Below are 19,254 nucleotides of genomic sequence, written 5' to 3'. Positions count from 1 at the left end.
CCGACCCCGGTGCCCAGCACCGCTCCGGCGCAACCATCCGGCCGGTCGGTGCGGGCGGACTTGGCCTGACATGACAGGATCGAAGGAGTAAGCCGGAACCGATGAGGAGTGAACACCCGTGGCCGAAGAGCTGTACGCGACCCTGCAGACGACGAAGGGTGACGTCGTCATCAGGCTGTTCCCCAACCACGCGCCGAAGACGGTGAGCAACTTCGTCGGACTGGCCGAGGGCACCAAGGAGTGGACCGACCCGCAGACCGGTCAGCCCAGCAACGCCAAGTTCTACGACGGACTGACCTTCCACCGGGTGATCGACGGCTTCATGATCCAGGGCGGCTGCCCGCTCGGCACCGGGACCGGTTCGCCGGGCTTCGCCTTCGACGACGAGATCCACCCCGAGCTGCAGTTCGACCGCCCGTACCTGCTGGCGATGGCGAACGCCGGGATCCAGTTCGGCCGCGGCACCAACGGCTCGCAGTTCTTCGTCACCGTGGTGCCGACCCCGCACCTGAACCGCAAGCACACCATCTTCGGTGAGGTCGCGGACGACGAGTCGAAGAAGGTCGTGGACGCGATCGCGACCGCCAAGACCGCTCCGGGCGACCGGCCGATCGACCCGATCGTGATCAACAACGTCGTGATCGAGCGCAAGAACGCCTGATTCTTCTGGTGCGGGCCGGGCGATTGCCCGGCCCGTACTCTCTCTCATTGGGGAAGGACCCGCCCTCCGTGACCGAGACCGTCTGCTACCGGCACCCGGATCGGCCCGCCGGGGTGCGCTGTCAGCGCTGCGACCGGCCGATCTGCCCGGCGTGTATGAACAGTGCCGCGGTCGGCTTCCAGTGCCCGAGCTGCTTCAACGAGGGCGTGAAGTCGGTGCCGCGGACCCGGACGTCACTCGGCGGGGTCCAGCGCGGTAACACCCCGATCGTCACGATGGTCCTGCTGGGGATCAACGTGCTGGTGTTCATCGCGGTGCGGGCCGCCAGCAGCCAGCTCGTGAACGACCTGGTGCTGGTCCCGGTGCTGGTGGACTCCGAGCCGTGGCGGTTGCTCACCTCGGCCTTCACCCACCTGCAGATCTTCCACATCTTCGCGAACCTGTTCATGCTCTACCAGGTCGGTCCGCCGCTCGAGCAGATGCTCGGCCGGCTCAGGTACGTGATCCTCTACCTGTTGTCCGCGCTCGGCGGCAGCGTCGCGGTCTGGTTCCTGGCCGCCCCGGTCTCGGCGACCCTCGGTGCCTCCGGTGCCGTCCTCGGCCTGGTCGGCGCGCTGCTGGTGATCAGCCGCGCCCGCGGTATGGACGTCACCTGGATCCTCGCCTACGTCGCGATCACCGCGGTCATCTCGTTCCTCATCCCGAACATCTCCTGGCAAGGCCACCTCGGCGGATTCGTCACCGGCGCGGCCGTCGCCTGGGTCTTCCTCCAGGACACCAAACGCCGCCGCAACAAGAAGGCCCGCACCTGAGTCAGCCGGTGTGCGCGGTCCGGGTCGGAGCGAAGTCTTCCTCGTCGTGGGTGGCCGGGCGGCCGTCCAGGTGCCAGCTCCAGCTGGTGGTGGGTTTGATGCGGAGGTAGACCCCCGGGCCGAACTGGCCGGCGTGGTCCACGACCTCGGCAGTGCCGTAGACGCGGAGGAAGCGCGGCGACCACGGGGTGGTGGTGACCAGGTCGTCGATGACGAGGGCAACCTGGTCGTGGCCGGCGCGCACGTTGCGGACCTTCCGGGTGTTGGCGGGGTCGACCCCGCCGACGTAGAAGTACGTGCCGTCGTACTCGAAGCCGACCGGTACGACGTCCGGTTGCCCGTCCGGGCCGACCGTCGCCAGCCGGGCCAGCGGTTGTGATTTCAGATAGCCGAGCTCTTCGTCGGTGAACATGTACGCTAAAGTACAACGATCGTTGTACCTACGCCAGACGACACAGCCAGGAGGTCCGGTGCCACGGGCAGGGAAGCGGCAGGACGTGCTGGCCGGCGCGTTGACCGTGTTCGCGCGAGACGGTTACGCGCGGGCGAGTATCGACGTGATCGCCGCCGCGGCCGGGGTCTCGACGCGGACGCTCTACAACCACTTCGGCGACAAGGCCGGGCTGTTCCGCGCGGTGATCCAGGAAAGCGCGACGAAGGTCGCGGCCGCGCAGCTCGCGATCATCGAGGCGCAGCTGACCGAGATCACCGACCTCGAGGCCGACCTGGTCGCGTTCGGGATCGCCTGGCGGACTCCGATGCCGGACTACGCCGAGCACTCCGCGCTGGTCCGCCAGGTGAACGCCGAGGCCGGTCACATCCCGCACGAGGCGATCGACGCCTGGCAGGAGGCCGGGCCGATCGCCGTACGGCGGGCTCTCGCCGACCGGCTGGCCGCGTTCGCCGCGGACGGGCTGCTGCGGATCGATGACCCGATGCGCGCCGCCCTGCACTTCTCCCTGCTCATCTCCGGAGCCAACCCGTCCTACCGTGGAGGATCCATGACCCCCGACGAGATCAAGGACGCCATCACCACCGGCGTCCACGCCTTCCTGTACGGGTACGTGCGCTGATGCGCTACCGACTGTTCGGACCCACCGGCCTGCGCGTCTCCGAACTCTTCCTCGGCGCGATGCGATTCCAGTCCGTCGAGCAGGCCCGGCCGATCGTCGACCGGTACGCCGACGCGGGCGGGAACATGATCGACACCGCCGACGCGTACGGCGCGAGCGAGGACATCCTCGGCGACATCCTGACCGGCCGCCGGGACCGGTTCGTGCTCGCGTCGAAGTACACGCTGCCGCGGGACAAGACCGACATCAATGCCACCGGCAACCACCGGAAGAACCTCCGGCTCGCGCTCGAGTCCAGCCTGAGCCGGCTGCGGACCGACTACCTCGACGTCTACTGGGTGCACTACTGGGAGCGGCACACCCCGATCGAGGAGACGCTGCGCGCCCTCGACGACGCGGTCCGGGCCGGCAAGATCCTGTACGCCGGGATCTCCGACGCGCCGGCCTGGCTCGTTGCTCGCGGCAACACCTTGGCCGAGTGGCGGGACTGGTCCGGGTTCGCCGGCCTGCAGGTGCCGTACAGCCTGCTCCAGCGCGACGTCGAGCGGGAGCTGCTGCCGATGGCCGATGCGTTCGGCATGACGGTGGCGGCCTGGGCACCCCTTGCCCACGGCAAGCTCACGAAACCGGTGGAATCGGCCGGTACCGACCGCGAGCGCGCCGTGCTGACCGCCGTACACGAGGTCGCCACCCAACTCGACGCCACGCCGGCACAGGTGGCGTTGGCGTGGACGCGGGTGCATTCGCGGGCGGTCCATCCACTGGCCGGTGCGAGTTCGCCGGAGCAACTCGCGGACAACCTGGCCGCGATCGACCTCGCGCTGCCGGACGACGCCGTACGGCGGCTCGACGCGGCGACCGGATTCACCCTCGGCTTCCCGCACGACTTCATCACGCCGGACCTGCTCGACCCGGACCGCATCGACGGCCGTTCAAACTGAAACTAATCGGCCTAGGCCACAATTTCTGATCGTTTTTCTCCAACGCATGACGCTGGGCACCTGATGCTCGTCTAATCGAGTGACGTCCCGACGGGGGACCTTGAGAGGTAAGGACATTCAGGATGACCTTCTGCATGCCTGTGGGGTGGTCGCGGTGAGCCCGCGCGCGATCGACAAACGAGCCCGCCCCGGAAACGAAGACCACCGGACGACCGTCCCGCCAGGCGACCTCACCGCACTCGAAGAGGCCACCGCGGCCGATCCGAAGCAGTCTGCAGAACTCGAGCCCGCGGACTCGGCCCAGCAGGGCTGATCCACCGCAGTGGTGGCCGGCGTCTTGCTAGCGCCGGCCACCCGGCGACAGCTCCTCGAATCCCCACCGGATCAACTCCGCCCGGTCTCCACCGACGCGCAGCCATTCCTGCGCCGCGACATCCAGTACGGCGGCCGCCGCGGCCGTCAGCAGGTCAGCCGTGAAGGCGTCCAGCGTCGACCCCGGCCGCTCTCGCAGCGCGTCGCTCACCTGACGGCGCAACTCGTCGCGCTTCTCCACCATCCGCGCCCGCAGCGCCGGTGACGACTCGACCAATTCGAGCACGCGGTCCGAGACGTACAACTGCTCGTGCCACTCGGTCAGCACCTGGCGCAGGCACTCCCAGTCGTCCCCATCCGCCGACCTCATCTCGGCCGCGAGCTTCTCGACGACGTCATCCAGGCCGTGGAACAGCACCTCGTCCTTGGCCGGGAAGTATCGGAAGAAACTCCGCTTCGACACCCCGGCGGCGATCGCGATGTCGTCCACCGTCGTCGCGTCGTACCCGTGCTGGATGAACAGCTCGATCGCCACCTCGGCCAACTGAACGCGAACCGCCCCGCGCGCACGAGCGCGAAGACCTTCCATCGTCATACACCGAGTGTAGTTACTGACACTGAGAGCAACGCATGACACCGAGTGCCACTTATGACATCAGGAGGCAACTGTCGCCGAACTCGTGCCAGAGGTAGCCCTCGTGCAGAGCGGCGTCGTACGCACGCTGGACGGTGTCACCGCCGACGACAGACTCGAGCAGCAGCAGATGCGAGGCCTCCGGGGCGTGCATGCCGGTGATGAGGCCGTCGACAACGCGGACCGGGTGGTCCGGGCCGAGAACAAGGTCGGTCCAGCCGTGGGACGCGGTGACGGAGCCGTCCGCCGCGGCAGCTGACTCGACGGCTCGCACAGCGGTGGTGCCGACTGCGATCACCCGACCACCGTTGGCCTTCGCCCAGTTCACCAACCGGGCCGTGTGCGCCGGTACGTCGTACCGCTCGGGCAAGGGTGGTTCGTGGCTCTCCAGCGAGGACACACCGCAGTGCAACAGGATCGGCGCGATCAGCACGCCATGGGACGCGAGGTGACTCACCAGCTCGAAGCTGAACGGTCGCGCCGCACTGGGCATCTCCGCGCTACCCGGCTCGCGCGCGAAAACGGTCTGGTACGACGCGAGCGGCCAACGCCGGTCGACGTACTTGTAGGTGATCGGCCGGCCGTGACGCTGCAGATAGCCCAGCACGTCGGGCACCGGCGGTTTGGCGCGCCACAGTCGGTTCGAGTTGGACTGGTACGGCGACAGTAGCGTCAGCACGCCCTCCGGCAGCTCCACCTGGTCGCCCGTCGTACCGCCGAACATCGGTGCACTCCCGTTGCGCAACTCGACGACCCAGGTGCCGTCGTCGAGAGCGGTGGAGAAGTGCACGACGACAGGTGCCACACCGGAGCCGGTGATCCACGAGCCTTCTACTGCGGCGGGCAATGTGCCGGAAGTGTTCACGAGCAGGAGGTCGCCAGGTCTCAGGTGCTCACCGATCCGGTCGAAGCGGGTGTGCGTGGTGGTCGACCCCTCCGCGACCAGCAGCTTCACCTGGTCCCGCGACAGCCCTCTTGCCTCGGGTGGTTCGGTGGCGTTCAGCGAGTCGGGCAGGACGAACCTCGTGTGGGGGTGCACCCTCACGACGTCACCGCCGGTGCGAACTCCGCCGCACGGTACCGACCACTCTTGGGACGGCTGTCCAGCAGTTGCAGGAACGCCGGTACGACGGTCGACGGCTCCGGCCGGTCCGAGATGTCCTCACCGGGGAACGCCGCCTGGTGCATCGCCGTACGAAGGTCTCCGGGGTCAACGGCGTAGACGGCGAGCGACGGGTGCTCGGCGGCCAGCACTGCAGTGGCGTGGTCGAGAGCAGCCTTGGCGGAGCCATAGCCACCCCAGCCTTCGTACGCCTCGACTGCGGCGTCGGAGCTGATGTTGAGGACCGCACCGGATGCTGCGGTGAGCTCTGGGAGCAGTGCCTGGGTGAGAGCGATCGGTGCGACCACGTCGACTTCGTAGACGCGTCGCAGCTCGTCCATGTCGGCCACGCCCAGCGGCTGCAGCGGACTCGGGCCGAGGTAGCTCGCGTTGTTCACCAGCAGGTCGAGCCGGCCGAGCTCGGTCACGGCGTCCAGCAGGTCAGCGCGGTGCTCAGGGTCGGTGACGTCGCCGGCCAACGGGACCACATCGGTGCGGCCGGCGAGGGCGTCGGCCGCGTCCTTGAGTGCGTCGGCGCCGCGGGCGTCGATCACCAGCGCCCAGCCGCGGTCGGCCAACCCGTGCGCAAGTGCCAGCCCGAGACCGGCGGACGCGCCGGTGATGAGAGCGACAGGACGGTTGGAGGAATCAGGAGTCATGCGCGTCACTGTCATACTTCAAGTCAACTTGAAGTCAAGAGGATCCCTGGATTCATCACACCGTCGGGGTCGAGGGCCTGCTTGACCGCTTGCAAAGCCTCGACCGCAAGTGGACCGATCTCGTCCGCGTACGCGTCCCGGTGGTCGGTGCCGACGCCGTGGTGGTGGCTGATGGTTCCGCCGGCAGCCGCGATCGCCTGGTTCGCCGCGACCTTCGCCGTGCGCCATTGCGCCACCGGATCGTCCGTCTGGGCGCAGATCACGGTGAAGTACAGGGATGCGCCGGTCTCGTAGACGTGCGAGATATGGCAGAGAACAAGAGGCGGCGTGCCCTGGTCGGTGAGCGACTTCACCAACGCCTCCGTCACCGCGGCCTTCAACTGCGGCAGCTTCGACCAGAAGCCGGCCGTCTCCAGCGTCTCCACCAGAGCGCCCTCGTCCAGCAACGGATCCCGCAGGTACGGCGCTCGATACCGCCCGACCCGCCACGTCTCTCCGGGACCTTCACCCAGGTTCTGCCCACCGGCTGCGGTCAGCACCTCAGCCGTCGTCGCGTTGTACGGCCCATCGAAACCGACGATCGCCACTACGCCGCCCGACCCGCCACCCAACACGTCCGGGTCGGCCAGGTTCACCGCGGTCTCGGCCTCGTCCGACAACCTAAGCACCGTCGGCAGCGGACCGTCCTGGGCCAGCCGCCGGATCGCGGTCAACCCGGCCGAGAAGTCCGCGAACCGCCAGCCCTCGAAGTGCCGCTCGGCCGGACGCGGCCGGATCCGTACGACGACCAACGTGATGATCCCGAACGCGCCCTCCGACCCGAGCACCAACTGCCGCAGATCCGGACCGGCCGCGGACATCGGCGCCCGGCCGGTCTCGATCGTCCCGCGCGGCGTCGCCAGCGTCAGCCCGACCACCATCTGATCGAACCGCCCATAACCGGCCGACGCCTGCCCGCTCGACCGCGCGGCCGCGTACCCGCCGATCGAGGCGCCCTCATACGACTGTGGAAAGTGCCCGAGCGTGTAACCGCGCTCCGCCAGCAACGCCTCCGCGGCCGGACCGCGGACGCCGGCCTGCAACGTCGCCGTCCGCGAGACCTCGTCGATCGCCACCAGTTGATCGAGCCGTTGCAGGTCGGCCGTGATGAAGCGCCGATCCGCGGCGAGGCCGCCGACGACGGACGTACCTCCCGAGTAGGGGACCACCGCCAGGTGATGCGATGAGCAGGCAGTCAGCAAGGCCTGGACCTCGTCATGCGACCCGGGGTAGACGACAGCGTCAGGCATGTCGGTCGTGTCACCCGCACGGTGCTTGAGCAGGTCTGGGGTCGAGTAGCCGCGAGTGTGTCCCCACCGCGTCTCGAGGTCGGTCTTCACCTGCTCGGCGCCGACCACGTCGGTCAGGAAGTCGAGTTGCTCGTCGGTCAGCCCGGGCCGGTCGACCGGATCCACCGGCCCTGTCGCAGGTCGTCGTACGCCGAGATGCTGCAGTGCTCCGACCGCGGCGGCGGGCAGCTCGACCGGGTGGGCGGGATCGCCCCAACGGCCCGGCGTGAGATGCACCACCGGCAGGTCCGACTCGGTCATTCTGGGCTCCCGATCGCTGGGCTGGAGAGGTAGCGTCCGTGGGAGGTGAGACCCCCTGGCTCCCACCTCCCACGGACTGTTCCGGGACGCCGGAGTCGCTGATACACTCTGACGTGTGATGTCTCAGCGTAGCAGCGAGTCCGCGCAGGAAACAGGGCCCGAGACCAGCACCCGTCCGACGCCCGCGAACGCGATCGGCGAGGAGCGGATCCTGGACGCGGCCTACGAGCTGCTGCTCGCGATCGGGATGCGCCGGATGACGATGGCCGATATCGCCCGGCACGCGGAGGTGTCCCGCGCGACCCTCTACCGGCGCTGGCCGAACGTGCAGGCCGTGGTCGCCGCCCTGATGACCCGGGAGTGGACCACCGCACTCGTGTCCGCGTTCCAGCCGGACGCGGTGGACGGGCGGTCCCGACTGGTCGAGGGTGTCGTCGAGGTGGTCGCGAGGACCCGGGTGCACCCGCTGATGCGGAAGATCATCGAGCTCGATCCCGAGTTCCTCACGCCGTACCTGCTCGAGCGCCGCGGCAGCAGCACGGTCGCGCATCTCGCGCTGGTCGAGGAGGGCATCAAGGCCGGTCAGGGCGACGGGTCGATCCGGGACGGCGATCCGGTCTGGCTGGCCCGGCAGATCATCCTCGTCTCCCTGGCCTCGGCAGTGTCCGGGCCGGTGATGGCTTCCGCCGACGAGTATCCGAAGCTCGACGAGGAGCTGCGGGTGATGCTCACCAGGTACCTGACGCCATGATCAGCGTGGGCAACGCCAGCCTGAACGCGGCCCGCCGGACCCGCGAACTGGAGTGGCTGGACTCGGTCGGCACGATCGACGTCCTGGTCATCGGCGGCGGCGTCACCGGCGCCGGCGTTGCCCTGGACGCGGCCGCCCGCGGCCTCACCGTTGCCCTGGTGGAGAAGCACGACCTGGCCTTCGGCACCAGCCGGTGGAGCTCGAAGCTGGTGCACGGCGGGCTGCGCTACCTCGTCTCCGGTCACGTCGGCATCGCGTACGAGAGCGCGGTCGAGCGCGGCATCCTGATGAAGACGACGGCGCCCCACCTGGTCCACCCGGTGCCGCAGGTCGCCCCGTGGATGCCGCAGGCAAGATTCGCACAGGCCGCGATGCTGCGCGGCGCGTTCCTCGGCGGCGACGTCCTGCGCACGGTCGCGCGGACCAGCGACGACTACCTGCCACACTCCCGCCGGGTCAGCTCGGCCGAGGTCCTCCGGTATGCGCCGACGCTGCGTCCCGAGAGGATGCGCGGCGGCTTCCTGACCTGGGACGGGCAGTTGTACGACGATGCGCGGCTGGTGGTCGCGATCGCTCGGACCGCGGCTCTGTACGGCGCTCGCGTGCTGACCCGCGTCGCAGCCACCGAGGTCACCGGGCGAGGCGCCGTACTGGTCGACCAACTGACCGGGCAGCGGCTGCAGGTCGACGCTTCGGTGGTGATCAACGCGGCCGGGATCTGGGCCGACCAGGTCGCCTCGGGGATCAAGCTCCGGCCGAGCCGCGGCTCGCATCTCGTGCTGCCGCAGTCCGCGTTCGGCGGGTTGTCCGCCGTACTGACCCTGCCGGTGCCGGGGGAGCTGCGGCGCGTGGTGATGGCGATCCCCGCGCCGGACGATCGGGTGTACGTCGGACTGACCGACGAAGAGGTGCCCGGTCCGGTGAGCGACGTACCGCATGCGACCGAGGCCGAGATCGACTTCCTGCTCTCGACCATCAGCTCGGCCTTGCAGGTGCCGTTGACACGGTCCGATCTGCTCGGGACGTACGCCGGTCTGCGGCCGCTGCTCGACACCGCCCATCGCCGGGGCGAGGACAAGACCACCGACATCTCCCGGCGGCACGCGGTGATCACGAGTGCGGACGGGCTGGTCACGATCGTGGGCGGCAAGCTGACGACGTACCGGCGGATGGCGCAGGACGCGCTCGACACGGCGCTTTCGGCGTCTGCCCTGGCGGTCCGACGGCCGTGCCTGACGCACCGGATTCCGCTCGTCGGGGCGGCGGACCGGGTGCAGTTGGCGGCGGTGCGGGCGCCGTCGCGGTTCGTGCAGCGGTACGGCGTGGAGGCGCCGGACGTGATCGCGGGGCCACTCTCGTTGCTGGAGCCGATCGCGCCGGGGCTGCGGACGACGTACGCCGAGGTGCGGTTCGCCATTCAGCATGAAGGCGCGCTGACCGAGGACGACGTCCTGGATCGGCGGACGCGGATCGGGTTGTCGGCGGCGGATCGTTCGCTGGCGCTGCCCGCGGTCCGGGATGCCTTCGCCGGCGTGTAGCGCGTCGCACCTTTTCACCTGTGGATAACAGGTTGAACGCTCCCAGGGCTGGGTTAACTTGGCTGCAAGGGGGTGAAAGAGGTGACGCAGCCGTACCCGGGGCCAAGTGGTGGTCCACAGCCGTTCCGGCAGCCGTATCCGGTCCCGCATCGGCCGGGGCCCTATCAACCGGTGCCTTACCAGCCGGTGCCCCCGCGGTACCGGCCGTTGCGGAAGATCGCGCTGGTCAGCATCGTGCTGATGGGGCTGACCTCGGTCGCCACCGTGATCCAGTCGGTGCTGATGTGGCGCTCGTACGACGAGGTCAAGCGGTTCGTGTACGGGCTGCTCTCCGAGGAGGAGGTCGACCGGGCCGTCGGGTCGATCGCGGGCACCGGGCCGCTGCTCAACGCGGTCAGCTACCTGCTGATGGGGACGGCGATCGCGTTCCTGATCTGGCTGTGGCAGGCGCGGGAGAACACCGAGTTCCTCAGGTCACCGCTGGCGCCCCGGCCGGTCGTCCAGGACGGGCGGCCGCACCGGCACGCGACCGGCTGGATCGTCGGGTCGTGGTTCTGTCCGTTCCTGCAGTTCTGGTATCCGCTGCAGATCGTGCAGGACGTGACGGTCGCGAGCGAGCCGCCGGAGCAACCGGGGGCATCCAAGCGCGGTCCGGTCCGGACGCTGTTGTACGGCTGGTGGGCGACGTGGACCGGGTTCTGGGTCATCCTGATCGGCGGCGGCGGGCTCGCGTTCCTCGCCTTCATCGTCTGGGTCGTCCGGCTGGTCGACGCGGCCGACACCGCGGACGCGACCGGTGACTACGTCGACATCTACGACCTGCAGGACTTCATGGTCCGGGTCGCGCTGGCGGTCAACATCGGCTTCACCGTGGCGACCCTGCTGCTGATCGCGGCCGGCGTCACCGCTTCCCTGCTGCTCCTCCGCGTCACTCAGTGGCAACACGACCAGGCGACGATCCCGCCGGCGGCTGCCGTGACACCACCGCCCGAGCCACCGCAGTACGCACCTCGGTACAACAACCCCGGCCCGACCTTCCCGTCGTACGGTCCGGATCAGAGATAGGCGAGTACGGCGGTCGCGTCGTCGTACCGCTTCCCGCGGAAGGTGTCGGGGTGTGCGGCTTCGTCGTACGCCCAGACTCGATTCACGAGTTCGCGCGGGCCGTCAGTGGTGAGCACGTCGAGCAGGTCCGCCCAGCTGTGCCCGTAGTGCTCGACATATCGGGCCGCGCCATCGGACAGTACGGCGACCAGCTCGATCTCGGCGCGATCCGTCGTACCCCGGACTGCCTCGTAAGCCGCCTTGGGTTCGGTGCTCGCCACCCAGAAGCCGCCGGGCTGGTTACGCAGCCGGCGGACCGCCTCGAAGGTGTACTCCGGCAGCAGGTCGATCCGATCGTCGCTGTGCACCGTCACCGCACCGGCCGGTGATCTCATCACGATCGGCGAATCGGCCAGGACGAGGTGCTCGACGGTGTCCGATCCGACCCGGATCATCGCGACGGTCGAGGACGGGCTGTCCGGGTTGGTGAGGTCACACGTGTCGGCGTGCTCGGCGACGACTGCGGCGATCGCGTCGGCCAGCAGATCCGCCAGTGGCGCGGTCGAGCCGGTCAGGAGCGGCAGTGCGAGCGCGCGCCCGAGCCGCTGGACCAGCCAGGCGACCGTGTGCCGGCACCCGGAGTCGATGCCCCTCCCAGCGGTGGCGCCGTCGAGTACGACGACGAAGTCGGGGCCGCTGAGCACGAGATCCTCGTTCACCGCGGGCGGTCGCCGGTCGGGGGCGGGCTGACTGATCGAGCGGATCTCCACCCGCCCAGTCTCCTACCCGCTGCGAGCCCAACTGTCGGCGAGGGACTGTTCGAGGGAGATCTTCGGGGACCAGCCGAGGTGTTTCCCGATCAGCGTGCTGTCGGCCTGCTGCCAGGTCGCGCCGGGCACGGTGTCCGGCTGAGCCTCCTCGACGATCCTGGCCGGCTGACCGCTCAGCTCGAACAGCTGACCGGCGACCTCCCGGGCCAGACTCGCGCGCCCGGTCCCGACGTTCAGCACCGCGGGCAGCTTGGCGTCCACGAGCGCCACCGCCACGACCGCCTCGGCGACATCGCGGACGTCGACGAAGTCTCGCCAGACGTCCAGCGAGCCGGCCTCGATCGTGTGTCTCGACCGGAGGTCGCGAATGACCCGGCCGGTCAGCGTGCTCTCGGGTGCGCCGGGCCCGATCACGTCGAAGACGCGCAGGACGACCGCGTCGGCGCCGGTGCGCTGGGCGCGGAGGACCAGCTCGGAGCCGGCCAGCTTGGTGATGCCGTACGGTCCGGCCGGGCAGGGTTCGGTCTGTTCGTCCTGGCTGGTTCCTTGCGGCGCGCCGCCGTACTCGGCCGCCGAGCCGAGCTGGACGAAGCGCGCGTGGCTGGCGTTGTCGTGGGCCGAGGCGAGCAGGGCTTCGACGGCGATCACGTTGGCTCGGACCAACGTGGCGGCGTCACCCAGCGTCGCGCCGGCCGCGTTGATGATGACGGTCGGTTTGTACATGCCGATCTGGGTGTCCAGCGCGTACGGATGCATCGCGGCGAGGTCGCACAACCGGTACGGCTCACCCCGGCTCCGGCTCAGACCGCGGTACTCCACGCCGCGGTCGGCGAGCAGTGCGCAGATCCTGGCGCCGAGGAAGCCTCCCGCGCCGAACACCATCACCCGCTCAGTTCCGGTCACCCCTCCATCGTGCGGCCCGTAGTTGTCGGTCCGCCGAAGGTTGTCCGTCGTCACGATCACAAATGCACCAGCCTGCGGCGTCCCGGCCTGTCGGTACGGCGTGGCAGGGTGGGCAACTCAACACCTGAGCGACAGGGGAGAGCCATGGCAGCACCGGGACGACCGGCCACGCCGACCGAGTCGACGATCCGCGACTGGGACGACACGGACCCCTCCGGCCAGACCTACCGCAGAGTGCTGTTCATCGACTCCGACCTGACCGAGGTGGACAACCGTGGCGGGGTGTTCGAGGAGTGCACCTTCCGCGGCGTCCGGTTCAACGCCTCGACCCACACCGACGCCGCGTTCGTGAACTGCACCTTCGTCCGGTGCTCGTTCTTCGACACCACGTTCACCCGGTGCAAGCTGGTCGGCAGCTTCTTCGACGACTGCACCTACAACCTGATGAAGGTGTCCGGCGGCGACTGGTCGTTCACCGGTCTCGCGGGCGCGGACCTGCGCGGCACCGAGCTGACCGGTCTGAAGCTCCGCGAGGCGGATCTCACCGGCGTCCGGGCGGCCAAGGCGGTGCTGCGCGATCTCGATCTGTCCGGCGCGTCCCTCCAACGCGCCGACTTCACCGCCGCCGACCTGCGCGGATCCGACCTCTCCACCCTCGACCCACTCACGGTCGAGCTGAAGGACGCCCGGGTCGACGTCACCCAGGCGATGGTCATCGCCACGTCACTGGGCCTGGACGTCAGGCCCTGACCGTACTGATGGGGCCTGTGGATATCTCCGTGTGATCGTGTCGGCATCCCCCGTTTCATCCACAGCCTGTGGATAACTATCCGGATAACTTTGTACCCGCTCCGTGAGAATCTCACCGCGCCCGGGCGATCTGACGGAGTCCGTTCGCCGGTTTCGTGACCGGGACCGAGACTGGAACCGGGCGCGGGACCAGCTCGCCGCGGCGATGGCGGGCCGGGGGCCGGCCGCGGACGACGAGCATCGCACCGTGCTCGACGACGTACGGGCGGGTCACCACCAGGCGACGCCCGCGGGTCAGGGTCTGCAGGCCGGCGGCCAAGCCGACGCCGGCGAAGGCGCCGAGGGGGTTCGCGATCAGGTCGTGCAGCTGGCAGGAACGGCCGAGCTGCGGGATCAGCGCCTGGACCGCCTCGACCGCCGCGGACATCCCGATACCGGCGGCGATCCCATCGGCCGGGCGCCCGTTGGCCAGCGTCAGCATTCCGGCGGCGGGGACGAACAGCAGGACGTTGAGCAGACCCTGGATCGAGGTCAGGCCACCGGTGGTGGTCAGGTGGGTGCCGCATTGGCCGAGCTGGCCGATCTGGTGCACGGTCGGGCTGAGCGTCGCCGCCAGTACCAGCGCGAACGCGCCGGGCAGGCAGAACGCCGCCAGCCGGGGGACCAAGTCACCCCGTCGCCGCAGCGACGAGAGGGCGATCGGTAGGGCCATTCCGGTCAGGACGAGCCAGGTGTCCAGCAGGTGTGGGATGCCGCGATAGGTCTCGAGCACGCGTCCGGAGCCTCCCGTGGTCGACCGGCTGACTCGATGTCTTCCTCGTCGATGTCGCTTCCTGACACGACGATCTGTCGACCCATCCCGCGCTCGCCAGGCTTGTCCGGACATCTGCACGGACCCGCAAACTCACCGTGACAATCCGTGCACAAACTGTCACGGTAGAAAGGTGCTCAGGGCAACGATCATTTGCATGCCGGATACTCGTGCACAGCAGCCTGGCGGGGCGCCTCGAAGCCCTCGCCGATGTCCTAGTCGGCGTCCCTAGCGCCGGTGCTGGGCGACGGCATCGGCGCCCCGCTCGTCGCCGTACGCGCGGAGCCCGTCGATCACCCCGTCGATGTCGGCCTCCGGCCGGTTCTGGCTGAGTTTGAACTTCGCCTCGACCCGCGTGATCGCGATCTCGACGCCGACGATCGCGCGCAACTGCCCGGTCACGAACTTCTCCGGTGCGTCGTCCACCGACCACGGCTCCGCCCGGCCGGCTTCGTGGTGATCCGACAGTCGCCGTACGACGTCCTCGACCCAGGCCGGATCGTCGTACACGGTCATCGTGCCGTGGACATGCGCGGTCAGGTAGTTCCATGTCGGCACGACCCGGCCGTGCTCGCGTTTGGAGGCGTACCAGGCCGGCGAGATGTACGAGTCCGGACCGCGCATGATCACCAGCGCCTCCCCGATCACGGTCTGCCGCCAGTGCTCGTTGTTGCGGGCGAAGTGCCCGAGCAGCACGTTCCTCGAGCGGTCGTAGACGAACGGCAGCATGGTCGCCACCAGCCCGTCCGGCGTCATCGTCACCAGGTCGGCGGCGCCGTGGTGGGCGAGCAGGTCGTGTACCGCCTCGTCATCGGCGGCGAAGTGCGCGGGAACATACATCGGCGATCCTCGTCAGTTGCGAACAGCGACAAGTCTCACCGGACGCGCCCTCGACCGACAGATCCATTCCGGGCCGGCTTGGGCAGTCCACTCAGTGACTGCGCTCGTGTTCCCACTGGTCGCGCGGCTGGGTGTGGAGCTGCCAGTAGTGCTCGGCGATGTCGTCCGGGTCGTACGCCGTACCGGGAGCGACCGCACCGCCGACGGTGACACTGGCCGCGTGCACGCCCGAAGCGCCGTACTGCTGGTCGAGCAGGGTCACCAGCGTCCGGACGCCGGCCTTGCCCAGCGACAGACTCGCGTAGCCGGGCTTCGGCTCCGGCATCCCGCCGGTGATGATGAACGAGCCGCTGCCACGCTCAGCCATCGCCGGTACGACGTGCGCCGCCGTGGTGATCGCACCGACCACGTTCACCGCCCACGCGTCCAGGTGTTGCCGAGCGGTCAGGTCTCCGACGGCGTCCGGCTGGATGATCGCCGCGTTGTAGACCACCACGTCCGGTACGCCGTACTCCTCGACCACCCGGTCGAGCGCGGCCCGCAGGCCCACCTCGTCCGTACTGTCCGCGGTGAGCGCGAGGACGGCACCGGTGATCCCGTCCGCCACCGCCTTCACCGTCGTCTCCGACCGCGCGATCAGCCCGACACCCAGCCCGGCCCGCGCGAACCTCCTGGCCACGGCCGCACCGATGCCCGGCCCGGCCCCGACAATCACAGCTCCTGACATACCGAGACCGTAAAACCTCACATCAATGTCAGAGTCAAGTCAGCTGGGCGGCCCGAACGCTCGAGGCTTACGCAGCGCGGAGTTTGGCGGCGTTCTCGTAGTCGCGGCGCCAGTCGCCGGACGGTGCCAGGATCACCCGGGCGGTGCCCGCCTCTTCGTAGGCCTCGAGTTGCTCGGCCGCGCGCCGCGGATCGGCGTCCAGTTGCGGCGCGACGACCGTTGCCTTGAGTGCCGGCCGGTCGTGCTGCTGGTTGATCTGCTCGAGGCTCGTCTTGACCTCGTCGGGCGACATCGCGATCGTCGCCCAGCCGTCGCCGTACCGGGCCGCTCGCCGGAAGGCTGCCTTCCCGTTGCCTGCGACAACGATCGGGGGAACCTCGGAGCCCGGCGCGAGCGTCGCCTCCAGACCGTCGCCGAGGATCGTCGGCTTACCGGCGATCAGATCCGGAAGGACGGCGAGCGCCTCGTCGGTCAGCCGGCCGCGGTCCGCGAAGGACACACCGGCGGCCCGCCAGCCGATGTCGCCGTGCGCCGGATTCCCGGTCCCGACGCCGAGCACGAGCCGGTTGCCGGAGACGAGCTGCAAGGTGTTCACCTGCTTCGCCGCCCACGCGACCGGCCGCAACGCCAGCAGCATCACGTTGAACCCCACCGTGATCCGCTCCGTCACCGCCGCCGCGGTCGCCAGCACCACCGAGCTCTCCAGCATCGGCGCACTCGCGATCAGGTGATCGGTCGACCAGACCGAATCCAGCCCGACCTCCTCGGCGAACCGTGCACTGTCCCGGACATCTCCCAAGATCGGCCGCCCAGGATCAGGCGTCGACGTCGGAAGGATCACCCCGATGTCAACCGTCATACCCAGCCCCAACACGGCTGCCGGACGAGTTGTTCCGGTGCAGAGGACGGATTCTGGCCGCTACTGCTCCTAGGGTCGGTGGCGTGACGGTCGTGAGTTCGAGGGTTCTGGGGCGTGCGCTGCTCGAGCGGCAACTGTTGCTGCGGCGGACGGATCTGGCGGTGGTGCCGGCGGTTGAGCAGGTGTTCGGTCTGAACGCGCAGAATCCGAACGACCCGTATCTGGCGCTGTGGAGCCGGCTCAAGTCCTTCACGATCACGAGTCTGACCGCGGCGATCGAGGACCAGTCGTTGGTGCGGTCGACGATGATGCGCGCCACCCAGCACCTGATGTCGGTTCCGGACTTCCGGTTCGTCCGGCCGGTGCTGGCGCCGCTGTTGCGTCGTGTGCAGCGCAACGCGTTCGGCCGTCGTACCGCCGGGGTGGATCTCGATGCGCTGGTGGTCGCGGCGCGGGAGTTGCTGGCTGGCGGCCGGACGCTGACCCGGCCGGAACTGGGTCGTCTGCTGGCCGAACGATGGCCGGTCGACGATCCGACCGCGCTCGGCTGGACGGCGCAGTACCTGGAGCCGCTCATCCACCCGGCGCCGAGCGGGACGTGGAACGTCTACGGTGCGACGCCGTTCGCTCTGCCGGACGTGAGCCTTTCGGCCGGGGATGTTCGGCGGATGGTCCGGCGCTATCTCACCGCGTTCGGGCCGGCGAGCGTGGCCGACGCCCGCACCTGGTCGGGCGTGAGCGGGCTGCGCGAGGTGTTCGCCGAACTGCGCCCTTCCTTGAAGGTGTACGCCGACGAGTCGGGCCGCGAACTGTTCGACCTGCCGGACCGGCCGCTGCCAACTGAGGATGTGCCGGCGCCGATCCGGCTCCTCCCGGCGTTCGACGCGACGCTGCTCGGCCACGCCGACCGCACCCGGATCATGACGGACGAGATCCGCCGCCAGGTCTGCATCGGCGCCGGCGTCGCGGCGACAGTGCTCGTCGACGGCACCGTCGCCGCCACCTGGACCATCGGGTCCGCCGAGGATGCCGCCGTCCTGACCGTGCATCCCTTCCGCCCGTTGACCGAAACCGACGCCATCGAGGCGGAAGCTGCCCGGCTCCTGGCCTTCACCCACCCGTCAACAGCGAACAGCAATCGCGTCGAGTTCCTCCCACTCGAGCACCCGCACCAGAACTGACTCCCGCCCGTCGAGGTGTGCCCGGAGCAGGCGATGCACCCCGTCGAGGATGGTGATGCGGCCGTCGGGCCGACGTACGACGTCCAGCGGATACCGCAGGTCCGCCGCGATCGTCCGCGCGTACTGCTCCGCATAGACCTCTGGATCGGCGGCCACCTCCAGCGGCGTTACCTGGAACGGCCGGCCACCCCACGCCCAGAACGGCAACCGCAACTGCCACACCAACTCCGCGACCGGCAGCTCGATCGTTGGCAGGTCCAGACTGTGCAGCAGTTCCACGTCCCAGTGGAAATCGAGAATGACGTTCTTCAGCTCTGGCGGCAGCTCGCTCAGCAGCGGGAACGGCTCACGGCTCATGCATACATCCCTGGACAGTCTCGATACCTCGGGTGAACGATAGATCGCCCTGGGGTGCCTGACGGCTGGAGGCTGCAGTGGCGCATCTGCTTCGGGACAGCGACGCGATGACGATCTATACCGGATGTCCGGAGGATCGGTCTCGGGCGATGGCCGAGTTCTATCGGGACCTGCTCGAGCTGCAGCGGGTGGTGTTCGACTGCTACAGCCCGCGTTCGCTGGCCGGCTTCTACGAAGGCTTCCTCGGTGTGCAGAAACGGCTGGAGGACTCGGCCGGCCGGGTTGAGCTCGACCTCGACGATGACGACGATCTGCCGAATCTGGCATTTCAGCACAGCGCCCAGTTCCGGGCGACGCGTTTCCCTGACCCGGCGTACCCGGCGCAGCTGCACATCGACTACCGCTTCCCGGACGGCGCCCAGCCCGCTATCCAACGAGCCGAACGACTTGGAGCCATCCACATGCCGCCGAACGAGGTCACATCCCAGTGCTATTCCGACCCGGCCGGCCATCCCTTCTGCCTGTGATGGACAGTCCACCGCGGATCCGGCTCGGCGCGCTCACGATCATGGCCGCACGGCCCCGAGAGCTGGCCAGGTTCTACTCCAAGCTGCTCAGCTGGCCGTACATCCGGGAGGAAGGCCCACGCCCGGGAGAACCACCGGAGGCCGGCTACGCGCTGGTCTGCCCACCCGAGGGCGTCGCCGAACCAGCCTTGAACTTCGACTACGAGACCAACTACCGCCGACCGCATTGGCCGGCCGTCGAAGGCGAGCAGACCTCGACGATGCACCTCGACGTCGGCGTCGACGACCTGGACGTCGCGGTCGACTGGGCCATCGAATGCGGCGCCACCCTCGCCGCCGTCCAACCACGTCCCACCGAACACCGCGTCATGCTCGACCCGGAAGGGCACCCCTTCTGTCTCTGCCTAGGCTGA

General features: G+C 69.0%; 24 protein-coding genes. 12 read left to right on the top strand and 12 right to left on the bottom strand.

Translation table 11 applies throughout. The annotated features are described in order from the left end of the window. The first annotated feature begins 118 nt into the window (after positions 1-118). Both ACGFIF_RS35745 and ACGFIF_RS35740 read left to right on the top strand, forming a co-directional pair. Entirely contained in the window at positions 119-661 is a 543-nt protein-coding gene (locus ACGFIF_RS35745; protein ID WP_393160595.1) for a peptidylprolyl isomerase, read from the top strand. Positions 662-729: 68 nt separating this feature from the next. Beyond that, positions 730-1,473, top strand: coding sequence for a rhomboid family intramembrane serine protease (locus ACGFIF_RS35740; protein WP_393160593.1), 744 nt, complete (start codon positions 730-732; stop codon positions 1,471-1,473). Position 1,474: 1 nt separating this feature from the next. Here ACGFIF_RS35740 and ACGFIF_RS35735 read toward each other — a convergent pair whose 3' ends face one another. Next, entirely contained in the window at positions 1,475-1,885 is a 411-nt protein-coding gene (locus ACGFIF_RS35735) for a PPOX class F420-dependent oxidoreductase (protein ID WP_393160591.1), read from the bottom strand. 58 nt (positions 1,886-1,943) lie between these two features. Here ACGFIF_RS35735 and ACGFIF_RS35730 point away from each other — a divergent pair, with 58 nt between their 5' ends. The 3 genes from ACGFIF_RS35730 to ACGFIF_RS35720 all read left to right on the top strand — a co-directional run bounded on the left by ACGFIF_RS35730 (position 1,944) and on the right by ACGFIF_RS35720 (position 3,800). Next, positions 1,944-2,546, top strand: a complete 603-nt coding sequence (locus ACGFIF_RS35730; RefSeq protein ID WP_393160589.1) for a TetR/AcrR family transcriptional regulator — start codon at positions 1,944-1,946, stop codon at positions 2,544-2,546. After that, entirely contained in the window at positions 2,546-3,487 is a 942-nt protein-coding gene (locus ACGFIF_RS35725; protein WP_393160587.1) for an aldo/keto reductase, read from the top strand. The genes ACGFIF_RS35730 and ACGFIF_RS35725 overlap by 1 nt, the downstream gene beginning before the upstream one ends. A gap of 154 nt (positions 3,488-3,641) precedes the next feature. Next, positions 3,642-3,800, top strand: a complete 159-nt coding sequence (locus ACGFIF_RS35720) for a hypothetical protein (protein ID WP_393160585.1) — start codon at positions 3,642-3,644, stop codon at positions 3,798-3,800. A 27-nt stretch (positions 3,801-3,827) separates the two neighbouring features. On the opposite strand, the gene ACGFIF_RS35715 is transcribed toward ACGFIF_RS35720, so the two are convergent. Genes ACGFIF_RS35715 through ACGFIF_RS35700 form a run of 4 tightly spaced genes read right to left on the bottom strand, consistent with a single transcriptional unit; the run spans position 3,828 to position 7,783 of the window. Continuing rightward, positions 3,828-4,394: a TetR family transcriptional regulator gene (locus tag ACGFIF_RS35715; RefSeq protein WP_393160583.1), complete on the bottom strand. Its 567-nt coding sequence runs from the start codon at positions 4,392-4,394 to the stop codon at positions 3,828-3,830. A 52-nt stretch (positions 4,395-4,446) separates the two neighbouring features. After that, complete coding sequence (locus ACGFIF_RS35710; protein ID WP_393160581.1) at positions 4,447-5,478, bottom strand: S-adenosylmethionine:tRNA ribosyltransferase-isomerase; 1,032 nt, start codon at positions 5,476-5,478, stop codon at positions 4,447-4,449. Then, entirely contained in the window at positions 5,475-6,194 is a 720-nt protein-coding gene (locus ACGFIF_RS35705) for an SDR family NAD(P)-dependent oxidoreductase (RefSeq protein WP_393160578.1), read from the bottom strand. Before ACGFIF_RS35705 ends, ACGFIF_RS35710 begins: the two co-directional genes overlap by 4 nt. Before the next feature lie 23 nt (positions 6,195-6,217). Further along, positions 6,218-7,783, bottom strand: coding sequence for an FAD-binding oxidoreductase (locus tag ACGFIF_RS35700; RefSeq protein WP_393160576.1), 1,566 nt, complete (start codon positions 7,781-7,783; stop codon positions 6,218-6,220). Positions 7,784-7,901: 118 nt separating this feature from the next. Between ACGFIF_RS35700 and ACGFIF_RS35695 the strand changes: the two genes are divergently transcribed. From ACGFIF_RS35695 to ACGFIF_RS35685, 3 genes are all read left to right on the top strand, one after another. Continuing rightward, positions 7,902-8,534, top strand: a complete 633-nt coding sequence (locus ACGFIF_RS35695; RefSeq protein WP_393160574.1) for a TetR/AcrR family transcriptional regulator — start codon at positions 7,902-7,904, stop codon at positions 8,532-8,534. Further along, on the top strand, positions 8,531-10,072 hold the full coding sequence (locus ACGFIF_RS35690; protein WP_393160572.1) for a glycerol-3-phosphate dehydrogenase/oxidase: 1,542 nt from the start codon (positions 8,531-8,533) through the stop codon (positions 10,070-10,072). Before ACGFIF_RS35695 ends, ACGFIF_RS35690 begins: the two co-directional genes overlap by 4 nt. Positions 10,073-10,243: 171 nt before the next feature. Further along, positions 10,244-11,137: a DUF4328 domain-containing protein gene (locus tag ACGFIF_RS35685; RefSeq protein ID WP_393160570.1), complete on the top strand. Its 894-nt coding sequence runs from the start codon at positions 10,244-10,246 to the stop codon at positions 11,135-11,137. Here ACGFIF_RS35685 and ACGFIF_RS35680 read toward each other — a convergent pair. Both ACGFIF_RS35680 and ACGFIF_RS35675 read right to left on the bottom strand, forming a co-directional pair. After that, positions 11,128-11,886: a protein phosphatase 2C domain-containing protein gene (locus ACGFIF_RS35680; RefSeq protein WP_393160568.1), complete on the bottom strand. Its 759-nt coding sequence runs from the start codon at positions 11,884-11,886 to the stop codon at positions 11,128-11,130. The two genes, ACGFIF_RS35685 and ACGFIF_RS35680, sit on opposite strands and share 10 nt — an antisense overlap. Before the next feature lie 12 nt (positions 11,887-11,898). Then, positions 11,899-12,789: an NAD-dependent epimerase/dehydratase family protein gene (locus tag ACGFIF_RS35675; RefSeq protein WP_393160566.1), complete on the bottom strand. Its 891-nt coding sequence runs from the start codon at positions 12,787-12,789 to the stop codon at positions 11,899-11,901. A gap of 144 nt (positions 12,790-12,933) precedes the next feature. On the opposite strand from ACGFIF_RS35675, the gene ACGFIF_RS35670 reads away from it, so the two are divergent. Beyond that, positions 12,934-13,539, top strand: a complete 606-nt coding sequence (locus ACGFIF_RS35670) for a pentapeptide repeat-containing protein (protein WP_393160564.1) — start codon at positions 12,934-12,936, stop codon at positions 13,537-13,539. A 112-nt stretch (positions 13,540-13,651) separates the two neighbouring features. Here ACGFIF_RS35670 and ACGFIF_RS35665 read toward each other — a convergent pair whose 3' ends face one another. From ACGFIF_RS35665 to ACGFIF_RS35650, 4 genes are all read right to left on the bottom strand, one after another. After that, entirely contained in the window at positions 13,652-14,311 is a 660-nt protein-coding gene (locus ACGFIF_RS35665; RefSeq protein ID WP_393160562.1) for a VanZ family protein, read from the bottom strand. A 267-nt stretch (positions 14,312-14,578) separates the two neighbouring features. Further along, positions 14,579-15,190 (bottom strand): FMN-binding negative transcriptional regulator, encoded by a 612-nt coding sequence (locus ACGFIF_RS35660; protein WP_393160560.1) that lies wholly within the window; start codon positions 15,188-15,190, stop codon positions 14,579-14,581. Between the two features lie 91 nt (positions 15,191-15,281). Then, complete coding sequence (locus ACGFIF_RS35655; protein WP_393160558.1) at positions 15,282-15,917, bottom strand: SDR family NAD(P)-dependent oxidoreductase; 636 nt, start codon at positions 15,915-15,917, stop codon at positions 15,282-15,284. 67 nt (positions 15,918-15,984) lie between these two features. After that, positions 15,985-16,776 carry an LLM class flavin-dependent oxidoreductase gene (locus tag ACGFIF_RS35650; RefSeq protein ID WP_393160556.1) on the bottom strand — a complete coding sequence of 264 codons (792 nt, stop codon included), beginning with the start codon at positions 16,774-16,776 and terminating at the stop codon, positions 15,985-15,987. An 83-nt stretch (positions 16,777-16,859) separates the two neighbouring features. On the opposite strand from ACGFIF_RS35650, the gene ACGFIF_RS35645 reads away from it, so the two are divergent. Further along, on the top strand, positions 16,860-17,957 hold the full coding sequence (locus ACGFIF_RS35645) for a winged helix DNA-binding domain-containing protein (RefSeq protein ID WP_393160554.1): 1,098 nt from the start codon (positions 16,860-16,862) through the stop codon (positions 17,955-17,957). Here the strand turns inward: ACGFIF_RS35645 and ACGFIF_RS35640 are convergent. After that, a complete protein-coding gene (locus ACGFIF_RS35640; RefSeq protein WP_393160552.1) occupies positions 17,898-18,314 on the bottom strand; it encodes a ParB N-terminal domain-containing protein in 417 nt (138 codons plus the stop codon). The two genes, ACGFIF_RS35645 and ACGFIF_RS35640, sit on opposite strands and share 60 nt — an antisense overlap. A 77-nt stretch (positions 18,315-18,391) precedes the next feature. Between ACGFIF_RS35640 and ACGFIF_RS35635 the strand changes: the two genes are divergently transcribed. Further along, on the top strand, positions 18,392-18,841 hold the full coding sequence (locus ACGFIF_RS35635) for a VOC family protein (protein WP_393160550.1): 450 nt from the start codon (positions 18,392-18,394) through the stop codon (positions 18,839-18,841). Further along, a complete protein-coding gene (locus ACGFIF_RS35630; RefSeq protein ID WP_393160548.1) occupies positions 18,841-19,254 on the top strand; it encodes a VOC family protein in 414 nt (137 codons plus the stop codon). Before ACGFIF_RS35635 ends, ACGFIF_RS35630 begins: the two co-directional genes overlap by 1 nt.

This window comes from Kribbella sp. NPDC049174, from assembly GCF_043197365.1.
In the GTDB taxonomy this organism is placed as follows: Bacteria; Actinomycetota; Actinomycetes; order Propionibacteriales; family Kribbellaceae; genus Kribbella.
Note: the sequence above shows the minus strand (reverse complement) of the source record. Positions and strands in the feature narration are given on the sequence as shown.

Coding starts and splice junctions, on each gene's coding strand:
- ACGFIF_RS35735 (WP_393160591.1), bottom strand. CDS start 1,885: ATGTTCACCGACGAAGAGCTCGGCTATCTGAAATCACAACCGCTGGCC.
- ACGFIF_RS35725 (WP_393160587.1), top strand. CDS start 2,546: ATGCGCTACCGACTGTTCGGACCCACCGGCCTGCGCGTCTCCGAACTC.
- ACGFIF_RS35715 (WP_393160583.1), bottom strand. CDS start 4,394: ATGACGATGGAAGGTCTTCGCGCTCGTGCGCGCGGGGCGGTTCGCGTT.
- ACGFIF_RS35705 (WP_393160578.1), bottom strand. CDS start 6,194: ATGACTCCTGATTCCTCCAACCGTCCTGTCGCTCTCATCACCGGCGCG.
- ACGFIF_RS35700 (WP_393160576.1), bottom strand. CDS start 7,783: ATGACCGAGTCGGACCTGCCGGTGGTGCATCTCACGCCGGGCCGTTGG.
- ACGFIF_RS35695 (WP_393160574.1), top strand. CDS start 7,902: ATGTCTCAGCGTAGCAGCGAGTCCGCGCAGGAAACAGGGCCCGAGACC.
- ACGFIF_RS35690 (WP_393160572.1), top strand. CDS start 8,531: ATGATCAGCGTGGGCAACGCCAGCCTGAACGCGGCCCGCCGGACCCGC.
- ACGFIF_RS35670 (WP_393160564.1), top strand. CDS start 12,934: ATGGCAGCACCGGGACGACCGGCCACGCCGACCGAGTCGACGATCCGC.
- ACGFIF_RS35660 (WP_393160560.1), bottom strand. CDS start 15,190: ATGTATGTTCCCGCGCACTTCGCCGCCGATGACGAGGCGGTACACGAC.
- ACGFIF_RS35655 (WP_393160558.1), bottom strand. CDS start 15,917: ATGTCAGGAGCTGTGATTGTCGGGGCCGGGCCGGGCATCGGTGCGGCC.
- ACGFIF_RS35650 (WP_393160556.1), bottom strand. CDS start 16,776: ATGACGGTTGACATCGGGGTGATCCTTCCGACGTCGACGCCTGATCCT.
- ACGFIF_RS35640 (WP_393160552.1), bottom strand. CDS start 18,314: ATGAGCCGTGAGCCGTTCCCGCTGCTGAGCGAGCTGCCGCCAGAGCTG.
- ACGFIF_RS35630 (WP_393160548.1), top strand. CDS start 18,841: ATGGACAGTCCACCGCGGATCCGGCTCGGCGCGCTCACGATCATGGCC.